The sequence below is a fragment of the Stenotrophomonas sp. Nf1 genome (genome assembly GCF_003028475.1).
Lineage (GTDB): Bacteria > Pseudomonadota > Gammaproteobacteria > Xanthomonadales > Xanthomonadaceae > Stenotrophomonas.
Genome location: NZ_PYTV01000002.1, coordinates 109,559 through 128,983 on the forward strand (window position 1 = coordinate 109,559; position 19,425 = coordinate 128,983).

The following is a 19,425-nucleotide window of genomic DNA, read 5'->3' on the forward strand; positions in this document are numbered from 1 at the left end:
ATGGACGCGCCATGAGGGCGCCTGCAATTCCACGAAGCGGCGGGAATGCTGCTAGCTCAGGGGTGAGCATTTATGGAAGGACGCATGCGTTGCAGTGCAGGTGCTGGCCGAATGGTGGGCGCCTTGGGCCGGGGAGGGCGATACCACATCCATCGCCTCGCAGTTTGGCTGTTGAGCCTGATCGTATTTACTCTTGCCGCGCAGGCATGGGCAACAAGCTATGTCTATGACGCCAATGGGCGTCTGACTGCCGTAACCAATGACGCGGGGGAATCTGCGCGTTACGTATACGATGTGATGGGCAACATCCAGAAGGTCGAGCGCTTTGCAGCCGGCGAGCTGGTGCTGTTCGGCTTCAGTCCTGGCCGTGGCGTCAGCGGTACGCCTGTGCGCATCCAGGGGCAGGGCTTCAGTGTTGAGCCGACTGCCAACGCAGTGCGTTTTGGGGGTGTCAGCGCGGACGTGCTCGGGGCCAGTGGTAGCGAGCTGCAGGTAGTGGTGCCAACAGGTGCGGTTACCGGCCCGATCTCTGTAACGGTTGGAGCGCAGTCGGTCACCAGCCGCACGGACTTTGTCGTTGATCAATCCAGTCGCACGCCAAGAATTGATAGCTTCTCCCCGCAGATTGTTTCCGTTGGGGCGAAAGTCACCCTGCTGGGTGAATCGTTGTACCCGCTTCCACATCAAACTACCGTGCGCGTCGGCACCCGCTCGGCGCTGGTCACGCGTGCTGCGAACAATGAGGTGGAGTTCTCGGTGCCCTTGGGGGGCGCCAGTTCCAGGGTCAGCCTGTCCACGCCCTATGGTCTGACCGTCAGTGATCGGGATCTGGTGGTGTTGCCTTCTGGTGTCACGGCGGCTGAGATCGCTGCCGTACGGCGCGTTCAGGCAGACGGTGTGGAGATCCCTCTGTCCACCCAGAACGCCGGCCAGCAGGTGGCCATCCTGTTTGATGCTGAGCTGGGTGAGCATCTCGACGTCCAGATGTCGGCAATCACGGCCGGCAATCTGGCTTACACGCTCTACGATCCCTCAAATCGCAAGGTGGTTGACGGTACTGCAACGACCTCAGACCCCACCGTGCTACTGCCGCCTGCGGCGAAAGCGGGAACGCACCTGCTGCTGATCAAGCCTTCGCAGAGCCCCGCCAGCTGGAAGCTGGCCATCGAGCGTAGCCGCATGATCATGGCCGACGGCGAAACGCTGCCGCTTGCAACGACGATTGCCGGTCAGAAGAAGCGATTCATCTTCAGTGGAAGTGTGGACCAGCGGCTGGGACTGGGGCTGGAGGGGCTCACTCTCTCCTCCGGAACCTCGATGTATGCCACCGTCATGAATCGAAGCAACACGGTGGTCAGCGCATCTTGCCTTCCCAGCTACGACGGATGTCAGCTCAATATTCGGGCACCGCAGACGGCGATCTACAGTGTGGTTTTTGCTCCGGGTTCAACGACGCAGACCTTCCAGGGGAAGGTGACGCTTACCAACGATCTCCGCATGGATCTTCAGCGCGAAACGCCCTTGCAGTTGGTTGTGCCGCGACGGGGGCAGAACGCCAGGCTGCTGTTCAACGCACAGGCCGGGGAGTCTCTGTCCTTTCAGGTCATGGGCCAGGCGACGCTGCCTGCCGGTCGATACGTCAACTACGCGGTTTACAAGCCAGATGGGACCCTGTTCTCCAGCGCGAATGTCACCACCCATCAGTTCTTCAATCTTCCAAGCCTACCGCAGACAGGTCAGTACTTCGTATTTGTCGATGCAGACTTTGGGGCTACCTCTACCGCTCGCGTGATTCTTAGCGAAGGCCGAGGAGGTGGTGGGGAAGTGGACGGCGAAGTGGGTGACTTCCAGACCGAGTCCGGTGGGCAGTCTGTCTACTTCAATTTCACCGCCACCGAGGTGGATCAGCGTCTTGGCATAGGGATCAGCGACCTGACCCTGAGCAATGGAAACTATGTCTGGGTCTACGTCTTCCAGCCTGACGGCACCTCCCTGGGCACAATCACGTGTTATCAGTCCGACGGCGGGTGCGGCATCAATGTTCGCGCAACCAAGGTCGGTCGCTACAGCGTCAGGGTTGAGCCGCTCAACGCGACACAGACCATGCGGTTGCGGGCCTTGGTGACAACGGATCTGCATGCAGATATCGCCCGCGAGTCGCCCTATCAGCTCTCGACGAGCCGTCGCGGCATGAATGCGAGGCTCTACTTCAACGCGGAGGCAGGCGAGACTCTTGGCATACAGATCGCCGGCCAATCAACCGAGCCGTCGGCGAAGTACGTTTCGTATCAGGTCTACGGCCCCGATGGCGCGCTGCTGACCAGTGTCAACTCCGCAGGCTCCGACACGCTTCGCCTCCCGACGCTCTCTGCCTCGGGACGGTACATGCTCTTTGTGGATCCTGCCCATGGCGCCACGCTGCAAAGCAGAATTACCCTTACCTCGGGGCGGCAGAGTGGCCTTGAGATTGACGGCGCAGCAGGTGGATTTGTCGCCCCCGTCGCGGGGCAACCGGCGCTCATCACCTTCACCACTACGATCGCAGACCAACGGCTTGGGCTTGGGATTAGAGATCTGGAGCTGAGCACTGGGACCTACATCAATGCAAACGTGTATGGGCCGAGTGGAGACTTGCTTGCAAGTCGTGGCTGCAGTCTCAGTGATGGCGGGTGCGACCTCAATATCCGGGCACCGAAGATCGGCACTCACATGCTGGTGGTCTCTCCACAGCTTCCATCGCAGTCGATGCGCTTCACTGCGTTCCTGACAAATGACCAAATCATCGATCTTTCCCGTGAGCAACCACTCAGCCTGAACATCTCCCGGCCGGGCCAGAATGCACGCCTGAAGTTCAGCGCGAACGTCGGTGACAATCTGGCGCTCCAGATCAGTGGTCAATCCAGTACGGCGAATCGAACGGTCTATTACACCGTCTACAAGCCTGATGGAACCTCGCTTACAAGCATGGGAACCACTGCATTCGAAAGTCTGAGGATGATGAACCTGCCGGCTGCCGGGGAGTACTTCGTCTTCGTGGATCCGAACTATGGCGCCACGGTTCAATCACGCGTGCTGCTGACGGCTGGCAACGGAACTAGTCCGGTCATCGACGGCGAGTCGGGCCGGGTCACCACCGCGGCCGGAGGGCAGGCAACATTCACCACATTCAAGGTCGATGAGGTCGATCAGCGCCTGGGTATCGGTATCAGCGATCTGCAGCTGAGCAATGGGAGTTCGGCGGTCACGGTCACGCTTGCGAGGCCAAATGGCGGATCAGCAGGTAGCGTCACGTGCTATCAGTCCCAACAGGGATGCGATCTCAATCTGCGTGCGCCGGAGGCCGGCATCTACGGCATTGTGATGACGCCTCATGAAGCCAATCAGACGATGAGCTACTCGTTGACGGTCAGCAATGATCTGCGTCAGGTATTGTCGCGGGAGACGGCGCAGACGTTGAATATTGCACGTCGTGGTCAGAACGCCCGCATGACGTTCAATGCCCAGGCGGGAGAAACGCTGGCCCTGCAGGTCGCAGGGCAGGTAACACAGCCGGCAGGAAACTCGGTCTACTACAGTGTCTACAGGCCTGACGGTACGTCCCTGATCAGTCGGACCGTGTGGAGCTTCGAAACGATGAATCTTCCCACCCTTCCTGCCAGTGGTGAGTACTTGGTATTCGTTGATCCAAGCTATGGCTCAACGAATACGTCGAAGGTCACCCTGACAACGGGGGCAGGGGGCGGAACAGAGATCGACGGCGGCCAGGGTGAGTTTGCCACCACGGTTCCAGGGCAGCCCATCTACATGACGTTCCAGGCAACTGCGGGCGAACAGTTGGGCCTTGGCATCAGTGACCTGACTGTCTCCAACGGAAGTTACGTCAGTGTGGCGGTCTATCGCCCGAACGGGAACACTGCTGCCAGTGCTACGTGCTACGTGTCGGATCAAGGGTGTGCGCTAGGAATCAATGCTGTAGAGAGTGGAACCTACAGTGTGGTGACCACGCCGCAGAGTGCCAGTCAGACAGTGCAGTACAAAGCCACCTTGTCGCGTGATCTGCGCATTCCAGTTACGCGGGATGTTCCGCTTGATCTTGTGATCGCGCGCCGGGGCCAACGGGCACGCCTGGGCTTCAATGGCGAGGCGGGCGATACCCTCTCATTGCAGGTTGCTGGCCAGAGCACGTTCCCGGCTGGTCGATCCGCCTACTACAGGGTTCTCAAACCTGACGGAAACTCGCTGGACTGGTTCAGTGCAACGGGGCACGGTTCCCTGGAAATGCGGTTGCCGGTATCGGGCGCTTACCAGGTTCTGGTGGAGCCTCGCTATGGTGAAACCTTGAACAGCCGCGTTACGTTGGCTGTTGGTAACGCCCAGGCCGTTGACGGAGATCCCACCTCCGTAGAGACCTCTCTAGGCGGGCAGTCTGTCCGTGCAACCTTCCAGGCAACGGCAGGCCAGAGGCTCGGAATCGGCGTGTACGACCTGTCTCTGTCATCCGGCTCATATGTGAGTGTCGCTGCGTATCGTCCTGATGGAGGCCTGGCCGCAAGTACGAGCTGCTACGCCAGTCAGCAGGGGTGCAAGCTCAATGTCCAGGCCAACCAGTCGGGCATCTACAGCATGGCTGTCGTGCCAACCTCGGCCAATCAGATGCTTTCCTACAAGTGGATGGTGTCGCAGGACCGAACGGGTACTCTGGCTGCCAATCAGCCGCTGGATCTGGTACTGCCCCGTCGAGGACAGAACGCGCGTCTGAGTTTCAGTGGTGCGGCCGGAGAAACCTTCTCTGTACAGGTTTCAGGGCAATCGACAACTCCGGCAGATAGGTCCGTCTACTATCGCGTCTACAAGCCCGATGGGACTTCGCTGAGTTCCTTCAGTACGACGAACTTTGGGGCGTTGGAGCTGCGTCTTCCTGTTGCCGGCGAGTACCAGCTGTTCGTCGACTCGGCATATGGGGAGACTGTGACCAGTCGATTGACGCTTGATGCGGGTGACCCTCAGTCGATTGGTGGTGAGCCCGCCGCAGTGGAGACGACTCATGGTGGCCAATCAACGCGCGGTACTTTCGATGCGGTGGCGGGGCAGCAGCTTGGAGTCGGCATCTATGACCTCAGCGTGTCGTCCGGCAGCTACGTCTACGCAACCATCTACCGGCCCGATGGCAGCCAGTTGACCAGCGCCACCTGCTACATTTCCAACAAGGGCTGCAAACTCAACGTATCCGTCAACAGCACCGGCCGGCACAGTGTTGTAATCACCCCTCAATCTGCCAGCCAGACATTCGCATACACATGGCTGGTCTCGCTGGATCAGATTGGCGCGCTGCAGCCGAACGAACCCCTGAATCTTGTGCTTCCGCGTCGCGGCCAGAACGCGCGGCTCAGCTTCACTGGTTTGGCGGGGGATGCGGTCGCTTTGCAGGTTGCCGCGCAGACGACATTCCCGGTAGATGGAACGGTCTACTATCGCGTAGTCAAGCCCGATGGCGGCACGCTGGTGACGATGGGGGCAACCGGGCATGGCTCGCAGGAGTTGCGGCTGCCTGTTGCAGGGACCTACCAGGTGTTCGTTGACAGTACCTATGGGCAGACTGTGAGTAGTCGGGTCACCCTTGCTTCGGGCGCAGTCCAGCTGATCGGTGGCGAGCCTGCAGCTGTTCAGACCCAGCATGGTGGGCAATCAACACATGCCAGGTTCCAGGCGAACGCAGGCCAGCGGCTGAGCATCGGCATCCATGACCTCACCGTATCCTCCGGCAGCTATGTGAGCGTCGCGGTCTATCGCCCCGATGGTGCCGCGTTTACCAGCACGACCTGCTCGGCATCCAATCAGGGCTGCAAACTCAGCCTGGCGCCAACGGTATCCGGAACCTACAGTATTGCGGTCACTCCACAATCCAGTAGCCAGACCTTCGCCTACAAGCTCACACTCTCGCAGGATATTGAGGGTGTCCTGCAACTGGATCGGCCGCATGATCTGTCGATCGGCCGGCGAGGGCAGAATGCTCGATTCACTTTTGACGGCCAGGCCGGGCAGTGGCTGTCGTTGCAGATCGCAGGGCAGGTGACGCTGCCCGCGGAGCGCACCATCTACTACCGGGTGTACCGGCCGGACGGGACCCAGTGGACAAGTACCTATACCTCATCGTTTGAGGCCTTGCGTCTTCCGGTCTTGCCGGTAACGGGGCAGTACTCGGTCCTGGTCGACTCAACGCATGGCGAATCCCTGCAGGCGAGACTGACACTCGCCTCTGGTGCCAGCGGGCTACGTCTTGACGGCAGCGACGCCAGCATCGTCACCGGCTTGGGCGGCCAGGAGGTATTCCTGACGTTTGGGGCAAAAGCCCTCCAGCGCGTCACGGTGGGCCTTTCGAATCTCCACGTCTCAAGCGGGACCTACTTCGCCGCGTCCCTTCATGGGCCGGACGGCGTGACCTCAAGTGCAAACTGTTACCCGCAGAATGGAGGCTGTCAGATGAAGCTGACAGCCAACGTTGATGGAACCTACCGGCTGTACGCCAAGCCAGTTTCCGGCAATCAGCAGATCGGGTTCACGGCGACGGCATCCACGGACGTGACCGGTGTGCTGAGGAAGGGTGCACCGCTGTTGCTCTCGCTGCCGCGTGTGGGGCAGAACGGTTGGATATCGTTCGATGGTACGGGTGGTGAAAAGCTTGCCATGCACTTCACCGACCCGGTGACCCAGCCGTCAGGCGGCAACGTCTACTGTGTGATCTACAAGCCAGACGGCAGTGCACTCACCGGCGCGAACGTCACTACGAACCAGGTACTGCAACTGCCGGCACTGCCCAGTGGCGGAACCTACCGCATGATGGTCAGTCCGGACTACGGAAGACCTCTGTCAATGAGTATCGAGTTGAAGTAGGGACAATCGGCCTGCCCGCAGTAGGCCGCCTGCACAATGGATTGGAGCAAAGGCATGGTCAGCAATCGCAATCGCTGGAACGTTCTCTTGGTCGGCCTGTTGCTGGGTCTGGTCGGGGCTGTGGGGCCGTCCCAGCAGCTGTTCGCATCCGGTACGTCTGCGGAAAATGTATCCAGGGCGGCTGAGCGCACTGGCGCTCCTGGCATCCAGAAGTCCCTCAGGCTTCCGGAAGGCCAGTTGTTGCTGGTCTCCTCCAGTGGCGCCGAACTTCAGTTGCAGCGCTCGGTTGGAAGCCAGGTTTCACGGCGCTGGTCGCTGCCTCAGGTTCGCAGGAATCCAAGCCTGACCATCATGCCTGATGGGCGCGTGTTGATATGGGGCGGGCGCGATGGCCAGGGAAAGCTGCAGCAGGATGGGGTATGGTTCGATCCGCAACTGCGTGTTATTGAGCCTGCGCTTGGGTTGCCGATGAGTGCGCGGAGTGGTCATACGGCGACCGTGCTGACGGACGGCCGCGTGTTGTTCGCTGGTGGTGACGGGGAGGGGAGGGGCTACGAGGTCTGGAGCCCTGACATGGGGCAGCTGGTCCAGCCAGAGGGTGCTGCGCCGCGCTCAGGCCATAGGGCGGTGCTGCGCGCAGACGGCCAGGTCGATCTTTTCAACGGCGGAGCAGGGTCCGTTGGCTCACGCGCGGATATGCTGTTCGATCCAGCCAGCAACAAGGTCGTGGTTCGTGCGCCAGAGCCGGTGTCACGGTCATCGTCCGAAGGGCTGGCCGGCGCGCTCCCCATGCAGGGCGCCAAGGACGTCAATGTGGACGCCCGTCTTGCTCTTCGTTTCACCGAGCCTGCGCGACTGGATGATCTCAACGACGCGAACATCACCTTGTTCGGGCCGGGTGGAACAACGAGGGCACACATCGTAGCGGCTGAAGGAGGGCGCCTTGTCTTTGTGAAGCCGGCGCGGTCGCTCTTCCCAAACGCTCCTTATACCCTGATGGTTGATGGCGTTCGTACACAGCAGGGTAGGGCCCTTCCCCTGATGATGGTGGACTTCACAACGGTGGCGCTCTCTCCGGACGCTGCTGCCCAAGGGGCGTCGGCCGACGCCAGCAAGACTGTCCAGTCACAAGTCAATGTCCGCTACTGCGGTGGTCGAGCTCGGGTGCCTCAGCCCTGCGCGCGCGCGAGCAGCATGCACGAAGGCGTTTGGACGCCAGGGCAGGACAATCTGGGCGACCATTGGCGCATGCTTGGCCGGCAACCGGAACTTTCCTACCTGGGATTCATGCCAGCCTTCTACAAGGCACTTGGTAAGACTGCCTTGGCCGGAACGGTGCTGCGCACCGATGGCGTGCCAGTGGCCGGTGTGGCTGTCAGTGTGGGTTCCAACAGCGCCCGGACCAACCAGAGTGGACAGTTCCTTCTGTACGACGTTCCTGCAGGGCGCCAGCGCGTCTATGTCGACGGTACCACTGCCAACAGTGCTGGCTATGAGTACGGACAGTTCATTGCGGGCGTGGATGTGAAGGAGGGTGAGCTCACCCAGGTCCCGTTCACCATGTGGTTGCCGCGCATCACTGAGCGCGACAAGATCAAGATTTCCTCTCCCAGTGCCAAGGACCTGACGCTTACTCATCCGGATCTACCGGGGATGGAGCTGCATCTTCCTGCTGGAACGGTCATTCGGGATCAGAAGGGCAAGATCGTGACAGAAGTGGCGATCGTCCCCACGCCGATCAACCGCTCGCCCTATCCGCTTCCGACGAACTTCTCCATGTACTTCACCCTGCAACCCGGCGGCGCCGTTCTGCAGGGTCTTACGCCGAAAGCTGGCAGGGGAGCCACTGTCCACTATCCGAACTACGACCGTCATCCAGAAGGGACGCGTGCCGACTTCTGGCTCTACGACGCCATGGAAGGGTGGCGTGTGTACGGCCAAGGGCGGGTAAACAAGGAAGAGACTCAGTTCGTCCCGGAGCCGGGAGTTGCGCTTCACGAAGTGGTGAGCTTTGGTGCGGCGGTCAGTCCGAACGACCCGGCTCCGGAGGAGGGGATGCCTCCAGACCCGCAGGAGTGTGGCGAATGCAATGCCGGTACCGGCAGCAACGCGACAGCGGGTGACCCGATTGATCTTCGAACAGGGCGATTCACATACCAGGAAACCGACATCTCGATTGCCGACGTGATGCCGCTGATCCTGGGGCGCAACTATCGACCCAGCGACTCGGTGAAGCGCGAGTTCGGCATCGGAACTGGAGCTGGCTTCAACTATCGCATTGCCAGGAAGAACACCTATGCCCAGATGCAGCTCGTACTTCCCAACGGCACACCACTGGTGTTTCAGCAGACCTCGGGAAGTGAGGCCTACGGCACCTGGCGCTACAACGGAAAGCATGGTTTTTCGGGCGCCGTTCTGGCGTCTGAAAACGAGGGGGGGTGGAAGTACCGTTTGAAACTGCGCGACGGGAGCCAGATGACCTTCGAGCAGTACAGCCCCAACCGGATCAAGACGGTTCAGGACCGCTTTGGGAACACGATCGAGTACCAGTACGATGCGGGTCGTGTGAGCCGGATAGTGTCGCCGCATGGGCGTCATATTGACCTGAACTACGATGCCCAGAACCGGATCATCTCAGCGGTTGATCCACTCGGTACGACATGGCGGTACGAGTACAACGCCTTGGGCATGCTGGCGAAGGTGATCTATCCGGACAATACGTTCCGTCGGTATGGATACAAGACCTATGGAAAGGCGCCGGTTCAGCAGCATCTCCTGAATGAGATCTACGATCAACGCGGGAATCGGTTGCTCTTCAACGAGTACCAAGAGACTGATCTGATCGGGACCGGCGTGATCACCACTGGGGAGGTGGTTCGTCAGACGCTGGCCGATGGAGCGGTGTACGGAATTCAGTACGATCATTTCGATGGCACGAACAATGGGACACTGGTCACTCATCCAGATGGAAGTCAGCGGCGCGTAGTGTTCAACGGTGGCCTTTATCCGGCATCGGATACGCTGGCCTACGGCACGTCTCTCGCCCAGGAGTATAAATTTGAGCGGGACGCGGACGGACGCATGCTGGCCCGGATAGATCCACTTGGCAGGCGGACTGAATACCAGTACGACGGAGAGGGGCAACTCGTGCGTACGATCCGGCTGGCTGGCTCGCCAGATGCCGTCGAGTCACGAGCAACCTTCAGCGCAGAAGGCCGAGTGACGTCGTTGACTGATCCCTTGGGGCGCGTGACGCACTTCGAGTACGATCGCGGGTGCTTGTCGAAAGTCACTAACCCCTTGGGTCATAGCAGCACATTTGGTTGCAACAGCTCGGGACAGCTAGAAACCCTGACCGATGCGCTGTCAAATACGTCTTTCGCATACTACGTGGGAGCCGATCTGGCCGCCACGCGCGATCCATTGGGCCGCGGAACGACCTATCGTCATGATGCGCTGGGGCGTGTGATCGCCAGTGAAGGGCCGAATGGTGAGCTGGTGCGCTCCGAGTACGACCCGCAGGGGAGAATGGTCAGGGCGGTTATGGCGGCAGGTGAGGTAGTCGAACTCGCTTACGACCCGAATGGCAATCTGACAGATGTCTTGCTTCCCCATAACGGGGGGCTTTCCTACGATTTCGACAATCGAAATCGCATGATCAAGAGAACCGATGGTCTTGGGCAAGTCGAGACGTGGGCCTATGACGTTATGAGTCGGCCTACAAGGTACACCGATCGACGTGGATTCACGACTCATTACGAATACGATGCGCTCGGTCGTCATATCCTGATCACCTATCACGACGGAACGACCGTTGCGTCCACCTATGATGCAGGTAACCGAAGGCTGTCATTGAATGACTCGGCGTCGGGTGTCCTCGCCTGGGGGTACGACGGGCTAGACAGAATCGTGAGGGTCGTCAGCGCACAAGGCGAGGTGAATTACGGCTACGATCTGGTCGGCCGGCGCACCTCGATGGTCGCGGACAATCAGCCGGAGATGCGATACATCTATGACGACGGTGATCGACTGATTGGTCAGCGGCAGCTCGGTGAGGTGGTTGAGTACACATATGACTCAGTGAACCGAAGAACGAGTATGACGCTGCCCAACCAGGTGAGGGCGGGCTATGCATACAACGAAGGAAGCCAGCTGACTGGCCTTGCATGGAGCCGCGGGGGGCAGGCACTTGGTAATCTTGGCTACGCATATGACAATCGGGGTCTTGTTGTTTCCCAGACCGGAACCTTCTCCTCCAAGTCTCTCCCAAGCGCTAGCATTGGAGAGAACAGCTTCGATGACAATCAGCGGCAGACGCGCTACAACGGCCAAGCGTTGACCTATGACGCCAACGGCAATCTGCTGACCTACGAAGGTCGCGTCCTTGAGTGGAATTCCCGAAATGAGCTTGTGCGCGTTTCTGAGTCTGGCGAAGTTGTCGCTGAGTACAAGTACGATGGGCTCGGTCGCAGGGTGACGAAAGCCGAAAAGGGGGTGGTGACTAGCTATCTATACGACGGCTTGACTGCTGTACAGGAGACGCGCGGCGGAGCTCGTAACCCTGTTTTTACAGGCCTGGGAGTGGATGAGAGGTTCGCTCGCAATGCGGGGGGGGAGCGGGCGTATTTCTTGACAGACCATTTGGGAAGCACGATCGCACTTTCAAGTGCGTCAGGAGATCTGCTTGTCGCGTACGATGCCGATCCATACGGTGGCTCAAGCAGTACCCAAGGCTACGACAACCCCTATAGATACACCGGTCGCGAGCTCGACGAGAACGGCCTCTACTACTATCGCGCTCGCTATTACCATTCAGGCATGGGGCGATTCATCTCAGAAGATCCCATCGGGCTTCGTGGGGGGGTCAATATGTACGCCTATGTAAGCGGCAATCCCGTCAGCGCAATTGATCCGCTTGGCCTAAGGAATGTGCATAAGACCGCCGTGGCGGTCGGTAATGCTGTGAATGCCGGGCGTCTCTTTTCTGTGGGCACTCTGCGTGTTGCGGCTGGTCTTGGGTTGGAGGGGACGGGCGTAGGGGCTCCTGCCGGATCCGCGACCCTGGGGCTGGGCGTATGGAATCTCACTAGTGGGCAAAAAGCATGGGCCCGCGCACAGCAGCAGTGGGCTGAAGCGGCATGTGAAGATAGCAGCAACTACACGAGGGGCGAGGTTCTCAAGACATATTCCGGACTTCTCCCTTGGGGAACCGAGACCGACGATCCTAATGAGCCTTTCTGGATTGAGGTGCTGGAGCAGCGGATCAGGGATGCCCGGAGGTCGCCGTGGGAGTTTATTCAGGAAGTGGGGACGATGGGATTATGAATAGTATTCTTCTGAAGTACTTCGCAGTGATCGTTCTTGTTCTTCTGTCCTGGTGGATCTGGCGAAGTGTGAATCCGATTGTATTTACTGTCGTAGGGCTTCTTATTATTGCCGGGTCTACGGCATGGCTTGTTATTGAGTTGGCAAGGCGGCCAATCGATTCCGGCAAGAAAGTTAAGTCATGGTGGCGAACAATTTGGGATGGATTCTGGGGTCTCTAAGGCGACGTTTTCGCTGGTGTCATGCTCGAGCATTGCTCGGAGTTTGCCCGTCATTCGAAGCCATTCCTTTGCCTGCGCAACGGTGAGCAACAGCCCGGCCAGATGTTGCGGCACCAGCTCGCGGCCGTCGGGCAGAAGGAGCTACGCCTGAACGAAGGCCGGCCCTAGGCCAGTTAGTTTCCGATCACGCACGATCAGGCTCCATCATCGATGCCAGAGCATGCCAGAAGCCGGCCCAACTACAAGTGCTTCTCTCTGCGTCAATTAAAATCAATGAGTTGCAGTAATTATGGGTCCGGCTGTAACACTTTCCATCGTCCATTCCTCCAACTAAATTTGATGCAATAGCTGCGCTCCAACTAATCTTGCAACTTTACTGAATGCGTTTGCAAAAGGGGCCTCGCTTGGATTCTGGGGAACCTGCTGACCGCGGGCTTGGCGGCCAGGTCGGTCGCTTGGCTGCTCATCGCGTCAAGGCGAACACTGGTCGAGTGGCTTGATCTGAATTGACCCTGTCATGCCGGTCCGTGGTGGCAGGTATTCGTCCAGCTTCCGCCGAGGAGAGCCGGCTCAGTTCCTTGTCCCAAAGGGAACTCATTTGCCCAGTCAGGTCGGCGCAGCCCATAAGAACTTCCTCGATTGCTTCGGTGGTTGTTAGGCCCGAAGAGTAGAACGCGTTCTGGACTTGATAAGGATAGGCGCGTTCAAGAACGACCTGACCAAGTGCATCAAGGTGCTTGGCCGCCTGCCGAGCACGAGGTCTGTCCTCGACCAACACCAAGCGAATCCCTATCTCAAGAGGCGGGGGTAGCTCTGGGCTGCGCGTCGAACGTGCGCCGTCTTTCGATATCAAATGGTTGCCCCTTCTCAATTCGGCAATCAGCTCTTCGCCTAGTTTCGCAGCCTCGTCCAGGCCGAGTGAGATCAAGCCGTTTCTGAACGTGCACGCAGCGTCAGCACAAGCGGCGCTCAAGTCGTCGACAACGGGCGTATGGCCCAGGTGAAGTGAATGCCAAACTGCGATGTGGTGAAGCCCGTGGATGAGTGCAAGGCACTGCGGCAATGGGGTGAGAAGTAAAGAGACTGTAGCCACTGCCGCGGCACCTAAGCCGCTCTCGTCCAGAAGCAAGAGGGTCGCAACCGCCGGGACAGAAAGTGCGAACGCTCCGATCTCGCTGAGCCCGTCTTCTACCAACTTCTGACTTGCCTCGATATGGGGGCAGACATCTCCCAGATAGGGAGAAAGGTCATTGAGAAGCCATTTGGATGATTCCGGGACGCGCGATGAGACGCGCTCAAACAGGTTGAATTTCACAAGGCCGTCCGGCGAGTGGATCTCAGGCCAGTACGTCCCGTCTGGCGACCTGCCCAGTTCGTAGGCGCTCTCAAAGAACTTGGGGGCTAGGCGCAAGGGCAGAGGGGCTGGCTCGTGCCCAAAGACAAAGGTCTCGAAGGGGACGATCGGCAATGCTAGCTGCGCATTCAGCTGTGCAAGCGCATTGCAGCCAAAGCGCGCCTTCAGATATCGGGCCCAGATACGCGGCCCGATGCGCTCACCGGCTCCCAGCAGTCTCCTGCCCATAGATATCGGCCCCTGACGGATAAAAAAAATATCCGATCGAGACAGATTTTGGGCCGCCGATTACGCTCCAAGCAAGAGCTTCGAAAATTTGTTTCATCTGCAACGAAAAACAGCCAGTCCCGGCAAGGACTGGCTGTTGGAACGGGGACGATCCCGTGTGTTGCGATGCCAAGGCTAGATGCCCCGCTACGGGGTGTCAATGGCGTACTTCGTCCATGTGCCTAGCGCCGCGCGGGGAAGTCCTCCTGAATACGAACAGGAGGAAGAATGGTTGGGGCTAAACAGAAATCGCCGCGTCAAGCGCAGCGCGACCGTGTCTCGTCCTCTATAGAGGCGCGGGGAGAGACGGGCGGGAACATCTGGCTAGTTCGGCCCCCGTTTGCCAGCCGGGATTTGGTTCTCAGTAGTGACTTCCAAAGGCAGGCCTTCTATCTGATCGAAGGCGAGCACTCGTTTGTGCGCATCGACTACGCCCAGTCATGGTGGTCTGGCTCCCGCGCGAGCCCGCTGGGCACTGCGCTTGGCGAGGCTCGGCACTTTGCAAGCGCCACTACCAATAAAGGGGGGCGGTGCGAGGTCTATCTCGATCCCCGGGGCGCCTCGCCCGCTGCCGCAGATACTGGGACAAACGCTGAGCTGCTGTACGTCAGCGACCACACACTTAACGCAAACGCGCAGCGCGTGGAAAACTGGTCGCGGATTGTCGCCTGCATTCGGAGGCTGCTCGTTGGCGTAAGTCCAGTTGTTGAACGCAGGATCCTGCTTGAGTTGGGGGCCGTCAGGGGCATCTCTATGCGAGAGCTCGCTTACCGATTGGCGGACGTCAATCCTGCAGCCCTTCGAGGTACCGTCGCTGCGCTTCTGCGCAATCGAGAAATATGCTCCGACTTGGATGTAGCCCCCTGGTCGATGGCGACCAAGCTTCGTATGGCTGAGAGCCCATGAGCGGAGAGTTTCGCTGGACCAGGGCGAACACGCCAGTAGGGCGCCTTTCATATGAGAGCTGGACGAGCATCTCTCTGGACGGCTTGGATGATCTGGCGAGTGTGAGGGTCCATCTTCTGACAAAAGCAATCAAAGATTACATCGATGGTGAGCCGCATGATCGGTCCCTGGAGGCGCGCGGCATCTACAGGTCAACCGTCCTGAGAGCATTTCGTCGGTGTATCGCACTGGACTCTTTCGGACGAGTAGTTGGTTGGCCAGGTGTGCTGCCTTACCGCCGGCTGCAGCCTCCGCAGCGACGCGCACCTTTGGTCAGAACGGGGCGGATGGCGCAGGGCGGGCTAACAGGAGCACTGGCTAGCACATTGAATAGCTATCCGGCTATCCGAGACGGGATTGATGACTTCCTCATGGGCTGTGCAATGAGGAAGGTGGGGTATGAGGCGGGGATTTCTGCTGCCAGCGTTCACGGCAAGTTCCTCGATCTTTGCGAGGCAGCCGGCATACCTGACTCAAAGTGGCCGTTCACTACGAAGTACCAGGGTAGAGAGTCGATTCGACGGTACTGCAACAAATTCGTAAGCGATAACTACGATCAGATCGTATCAACGCAGTACGGGTCAAAGGCAAGGGCTCGGGCCAATACGTCAACTGGGCGCACGAGTCGGCTCGCCTGCACCAGGCCGTTTGACATTGTTGAGCTTGACGAGCACAAGTGCGGATTCATTGGTGCAATAGGCGTTCCCTCTCCAGAGGGACTTCGCTGGCTGCCCATGGAGCGGATCACGATCGTGATGGTCGTTGAGAGGTTCTACAAGGTCGTGCTGGGCTACGCGGTTGTTCTGCGGCGTGAGGCCAATTCGGGGGACGTATTGGACGCCTTGAATGCGGCGTTGGGGGCCGATGCGCCTTCTTGCGCTGTCGAAGGCCTCGCCTACTCATCTGTCGCCAAGCTGCCGCGTGAACTATCAGAGACATTCCGGTGGTGTGGGTTTGACGCACTTCTACTAGATAACGCGCTTGCCCATCTCGCTAACGATGTAGTGGAAAGGGCCAGGGACATTATTGGGTGTGACGTGAACTTTGGCCCGAAAGCCCGTTTCGAGCGCAGGGCGCTGGTCGAGAACGTCTTCGGGCTGCTAGAGCGGCGAGGGTTCCGAAGGATTCCGCTCACCACTGGGGTCAGCCCGACAGATCCGCAGCGCCAGTCTCCAGAGAAGGTTGCCGTGCAGGCTCGAATTCCACTGGAGGCAATATTACAACTCATTGACGATGTGGTCGGCGAATACAACACCCATCAGGGCAAGGCCAACTATGGTGACTCGCCGATGGGGAGGCTGGAAGCGGGTAACGATGACCAAGATGGGATGGGCTTCTTGTTTCCCGTTCTGCCGCCGCTTCCGGCACATGTGGCTGGGCTGGATATGTCCGTCTACAAGGTGTCAGTGTGCGGTAACAAGGACAAAGGGAGGCGTCCGTACTTCACATTCATGAAGGAAGCCTACACTGGTCCCGCGCTATCTAGAGATTTCGACCTTATCGGTAAACGTGTTCACCTGCACGTCCGCCGAAAAGACATAAGGAATATCGACGTTTTCGCTAAATCCGGGAGTTTCATCGACACCTGCACTGTAATGGGTGGGTGGTCCAGGCACGAGCATTCGGTTGATGTGCGTTCGCACATCAACTCACTCATTGCTACGGGGCAGCTCCGCGTTGGCTACGGCGAGTCTGCAGTTGCCACGTTCAACGAGGCCGTAATGAATGCCTCTGAGTCGGACAAGAAGACACAGCGTCCGAACAAGCGTCTGTTGTCAACCTTTGCCACGACATCAGAGCTGGCAGGGCTTAAGCCCGAAGAAGGTGGCTCGTCAAGAGGTGCAATGCCTGTGGGTGGCACCAACGCGTTGCATCCCGGGGAGGCTCAGCTATCTGGGTCCGACGAGGATGCTGATCTGATGCCATCAGATGAGTACCTGGACTACAGGTTCACATCTGACTTGGGGATGGAGAGCGATGAGGATTGAAGATATAGAGAAGTTGAGGGCTCGATACTGGGCACTGCATCCCTTAGTCAAGGCGAACGCAGTCATTCAGACCCGGACGATGAGGGATGCTATCGCTCGCGTGATGCGTGCTGCAACCAGGTCTCGCGCATCGATTGCCTTCTTCGCACATCCTGAATTTGGCAAGTCATTCTGCATCAAGGCACTTGAAGCGGAACTGGCCACAAAATTCCCTAACGCAGGGATTCTGCATCTGGAGTTCGGAGACGATGATCTCGCGCCGTCCGAAGGGCGCATGATTGAGACGATGATGCTTGCTGCAGGCTGCGGAGGGGGAATGGCCAAGTCTGTTGCAGGAAAGCGAGACCAGATTCATCGCGCTCTCCTCGCGCTCTCTGGGGCTAAGAGGCACATCTTTATGCTCATAGACGAGGCTCAGGAAATGAAGAATCAGCATTTCCGCTGGCTCAAACGAGTCATAAACCATCTTGCGCGGTCTGATGTTGATGTGACGACGGTCCTGTTTGGGCAGATGGAGCTGGAAGCAACCAAGAAGGAGCTTGAGATTAATGGGAGATCAGACCTGTCAGTTAGGTTCATGAGTCGACTTTATCGGTATCGGGGCGTGAGAACGGCGGAGGACATCGAGGTAATCATGAAGTCGATCGACAATTGCAGGTGGGCTATTGAGGGGCAGGAGCTCCTCTTTACTGAGTTCCTGTTTCCAAAGGCCTATAGCGCAGGATTTAGGTTCGAGCAGCTGTCAGGAAGCGTGTGTGACGCAGTTGGCAATGTGCCTGGGCTTCAGTTGAAAAAGGGGATTCCAATGGCAGTGATTGGATCGTTTCTCGCCTCGCTGTGTGACGAACTCAAGGACAAGGATGTGGCCGGCATGGAGGTTGATCCACGGCTCATTAAAGCCACATTTATCGCCGCCTATCGTGATGTGTAGGTAGGCACTGAAGGTGGCTGGTCGCCTCCGTAGTTCAAGCTCGCATGACGAGTCTGCATGGAAATGCGATCTCCATGGAGTTCTTGCGTAGAGAGGAGTGTGGAGATGGACGCCTACGCACCTTGGCGGATCGATAGTGAGTTGCCTTACGAAAGTGCGTACTCGCTGTTCAGTAAAGCGGCATGGTGGAAGTCTGTAACTCCCAGCTCCCTGCTCGCCAGCTACGTGGGCGAGGGGAGGCCCACGTATGGGCGCCGGTCACGCATGGTGATGTTCGGAATGCCCGATATTTGGATCAGAAGTCTCCATGGCTCGTCTTGCCTTCCTGCCACGACTCAGGGGACTTTGCTAGACTCACTCGTTAAGGCAGAGGCTGATCAGAGAGTGTGTATTGCCGATCTATGGCAATCGCCAGTGTTAAGGTTCTGCCAGGAGTGTGTCTCACTTGGCGTGCATCTGTGGATCCACCAGCACACTCTCATCGTAAAGTGCCCGGTGCACCTGATTCCGCTTACATCGGCTTGTGCTCGCTGCGGCCAGCCGATTCAAATCTCGTACCGGGTCTCTCAAGCGCCATTCGCATGTCTGTGTGGACACCCTCTGGTCGGTTCCGCGGGCTGTTCTGCTGTAGCTGAACGTGAAGAATTTCAGCGCTTGCCAAGAATTTCTGAAGAGATGTCTGGCTGGCTTTCACTTGCTGCCGCACAGGCATCCTCAGTGGAACTGCCGGGGTCGTGGCAGGCGCAACATTTCGCCGAAGTCTGCGCAATCAGTCTGCAGCGGCTTCCTGTTCCGGCCTGCATGCGTCGTGAGATCGACCCACGGTTTGATGTTCGGCTCAAGAGCGTTGGAATCTACGACGGTTCATTGAAGAACGTGACCTCCGGGGATTGGGAGTTCGGAAATTTCCAGTGGTCGACATCGGGAGGAAAGGAGCGCAGCGAAGGTCTCGCCTCCGATGGCTCTCCTCCCATTATTGGAGCAGTTGCTAGTGCGTTTCGGAGGGTGGCGATCGCCCATCTTGTGGCCACTTCGAAGCATGCATGCATAGACTTGCCTTGGATCATGTTTCGTGAGTCGCTTCTATTGTTGCAGGCTGATTCAATGTCTGAGTTGGTGCAGTGCTGTCCAGTCGGTGTGGGCTTCTGGATCTGGAGAATGCTCTGTGACGACCTACTCTCAATGATTCGCCGGAACCCCCTGAGTGCTTGGCAGTCTGAACTGCTGAAGAGCCAGGTAGGTGGAAATTGCGTGCTTTATATGCTAGCAAGGTCCGAGCTGCACTACTGCATTCGTGCATGCGAGGAGGTGTTCCAGAGGCATCAGGCGGGCGAGATGGATCTAAGTGAAGTTAGGCAGGTGCTATTGGGGCTCAGGGACCTTTCCGGAAGCTGGGGGGCTGCCGGCGGATTTCGTTTGAGACCCCTGGAGGTCAATGGACGCTGGGTCTATACGTCTGTTGATGCCACTGAGCTTGTTTCAGGTGCTTGCGCAGATGGCGAG

Annotated in this window: 5 protein-coding genes; 4 read left to right on the plus strand and 1 reads right to left on the minus strand. The window is 58.5% G+C overall.

Features of this window, described 5'->3' with window-relative positions; translation table 11 throughout:
- Positions 1-171: 171 nt before the first annotated feature.
- Complete coding sequence (locus tag C9412_RS04495; protein ID WP_181358673.1) at positions 172-6,891, plus strand: IPT/TIG domain-containing protein; 6,720 nt, start codon at positions 172-174, stop codon at positions 6,889-6,891.
- A gap of 54 nt (positions 6,892-6,945) precedes the next feature.
- A complete protein-coding gene (locus C9412_RS04500) occupies positions 6,946-12,216 on the plus strand; it encodes an RHS repeat-associated core domain-containing protein (RefSeq protein ID WP_181358672.1) in 5,271 nt (1,756 codons plus the stop codon).
- A gap of 684 nt (positions 12,217-12,900) precedes the next feature.
- Here C9412_RS04500 and C9412_RS04505 read toward each other — a convergent pair.
- Complete coding sequence (locus tag C9412_RS04505) at positions 12,901-13,752, minus strand: hypothetical protein (RefSeq protein ID WP_146160130.1); 852 nt, start codon at positions 13,750-13,752, stop codon at positions 12,901-12,903.
- Positions 13,753-15,329: 1,577 nt separating this feature from the next.
- Here C9412_RS04505 and C9412_RS04515 point away from each other — a divergent pair.
- Both C9412_RS04515 and C9412_RS04520 read left to right on the plus strand, forming a co-directional pair.
- Positions 15,330-16,991, plus strand: coding sequence for a hypothetical protein (locus C9412_RS04515; protein WP_146160129.1), 1,662 nt, complete (start codon positions 15,330-15,332; stop codon positions 16,989-16,991).
- Positions 16,981-17,922: an AAA family ATPase gene (locus C9412_RS04520; RefSeq protein ID WP_181358671.1), complete on the plus strand. Its 942-nt coding sequence runs from the start codon at positions 16,981-16,983 to the stop codon at positions 17,920-17,922. The genes C9412_RS04515 and C9412_RS04520 overlap by 11 nt, the downstream gene beginning before the upstream one ends.
- Positions 17,923-19,425 lie beyond the last annotated feature (1,503 nt).

What these genes read in the sequence shown, in the direction of transcription:
- C9412_RS04500 (WP_181358672.1), top strand. Translation starts at nt 6,946, where the DNA reads ATGGTCAGCAATCGCAATCGCTGGAACGTTCTCTTGGTCGGCCTGTTG.
- C9412_RS04520 (WP_181358671.1), top strand. Translation starts at nt 16,981, where the DNA reads ATGAGGATTGAAGATATAGAGAAGTTGAGGGCTCGATACTGGGCACTG.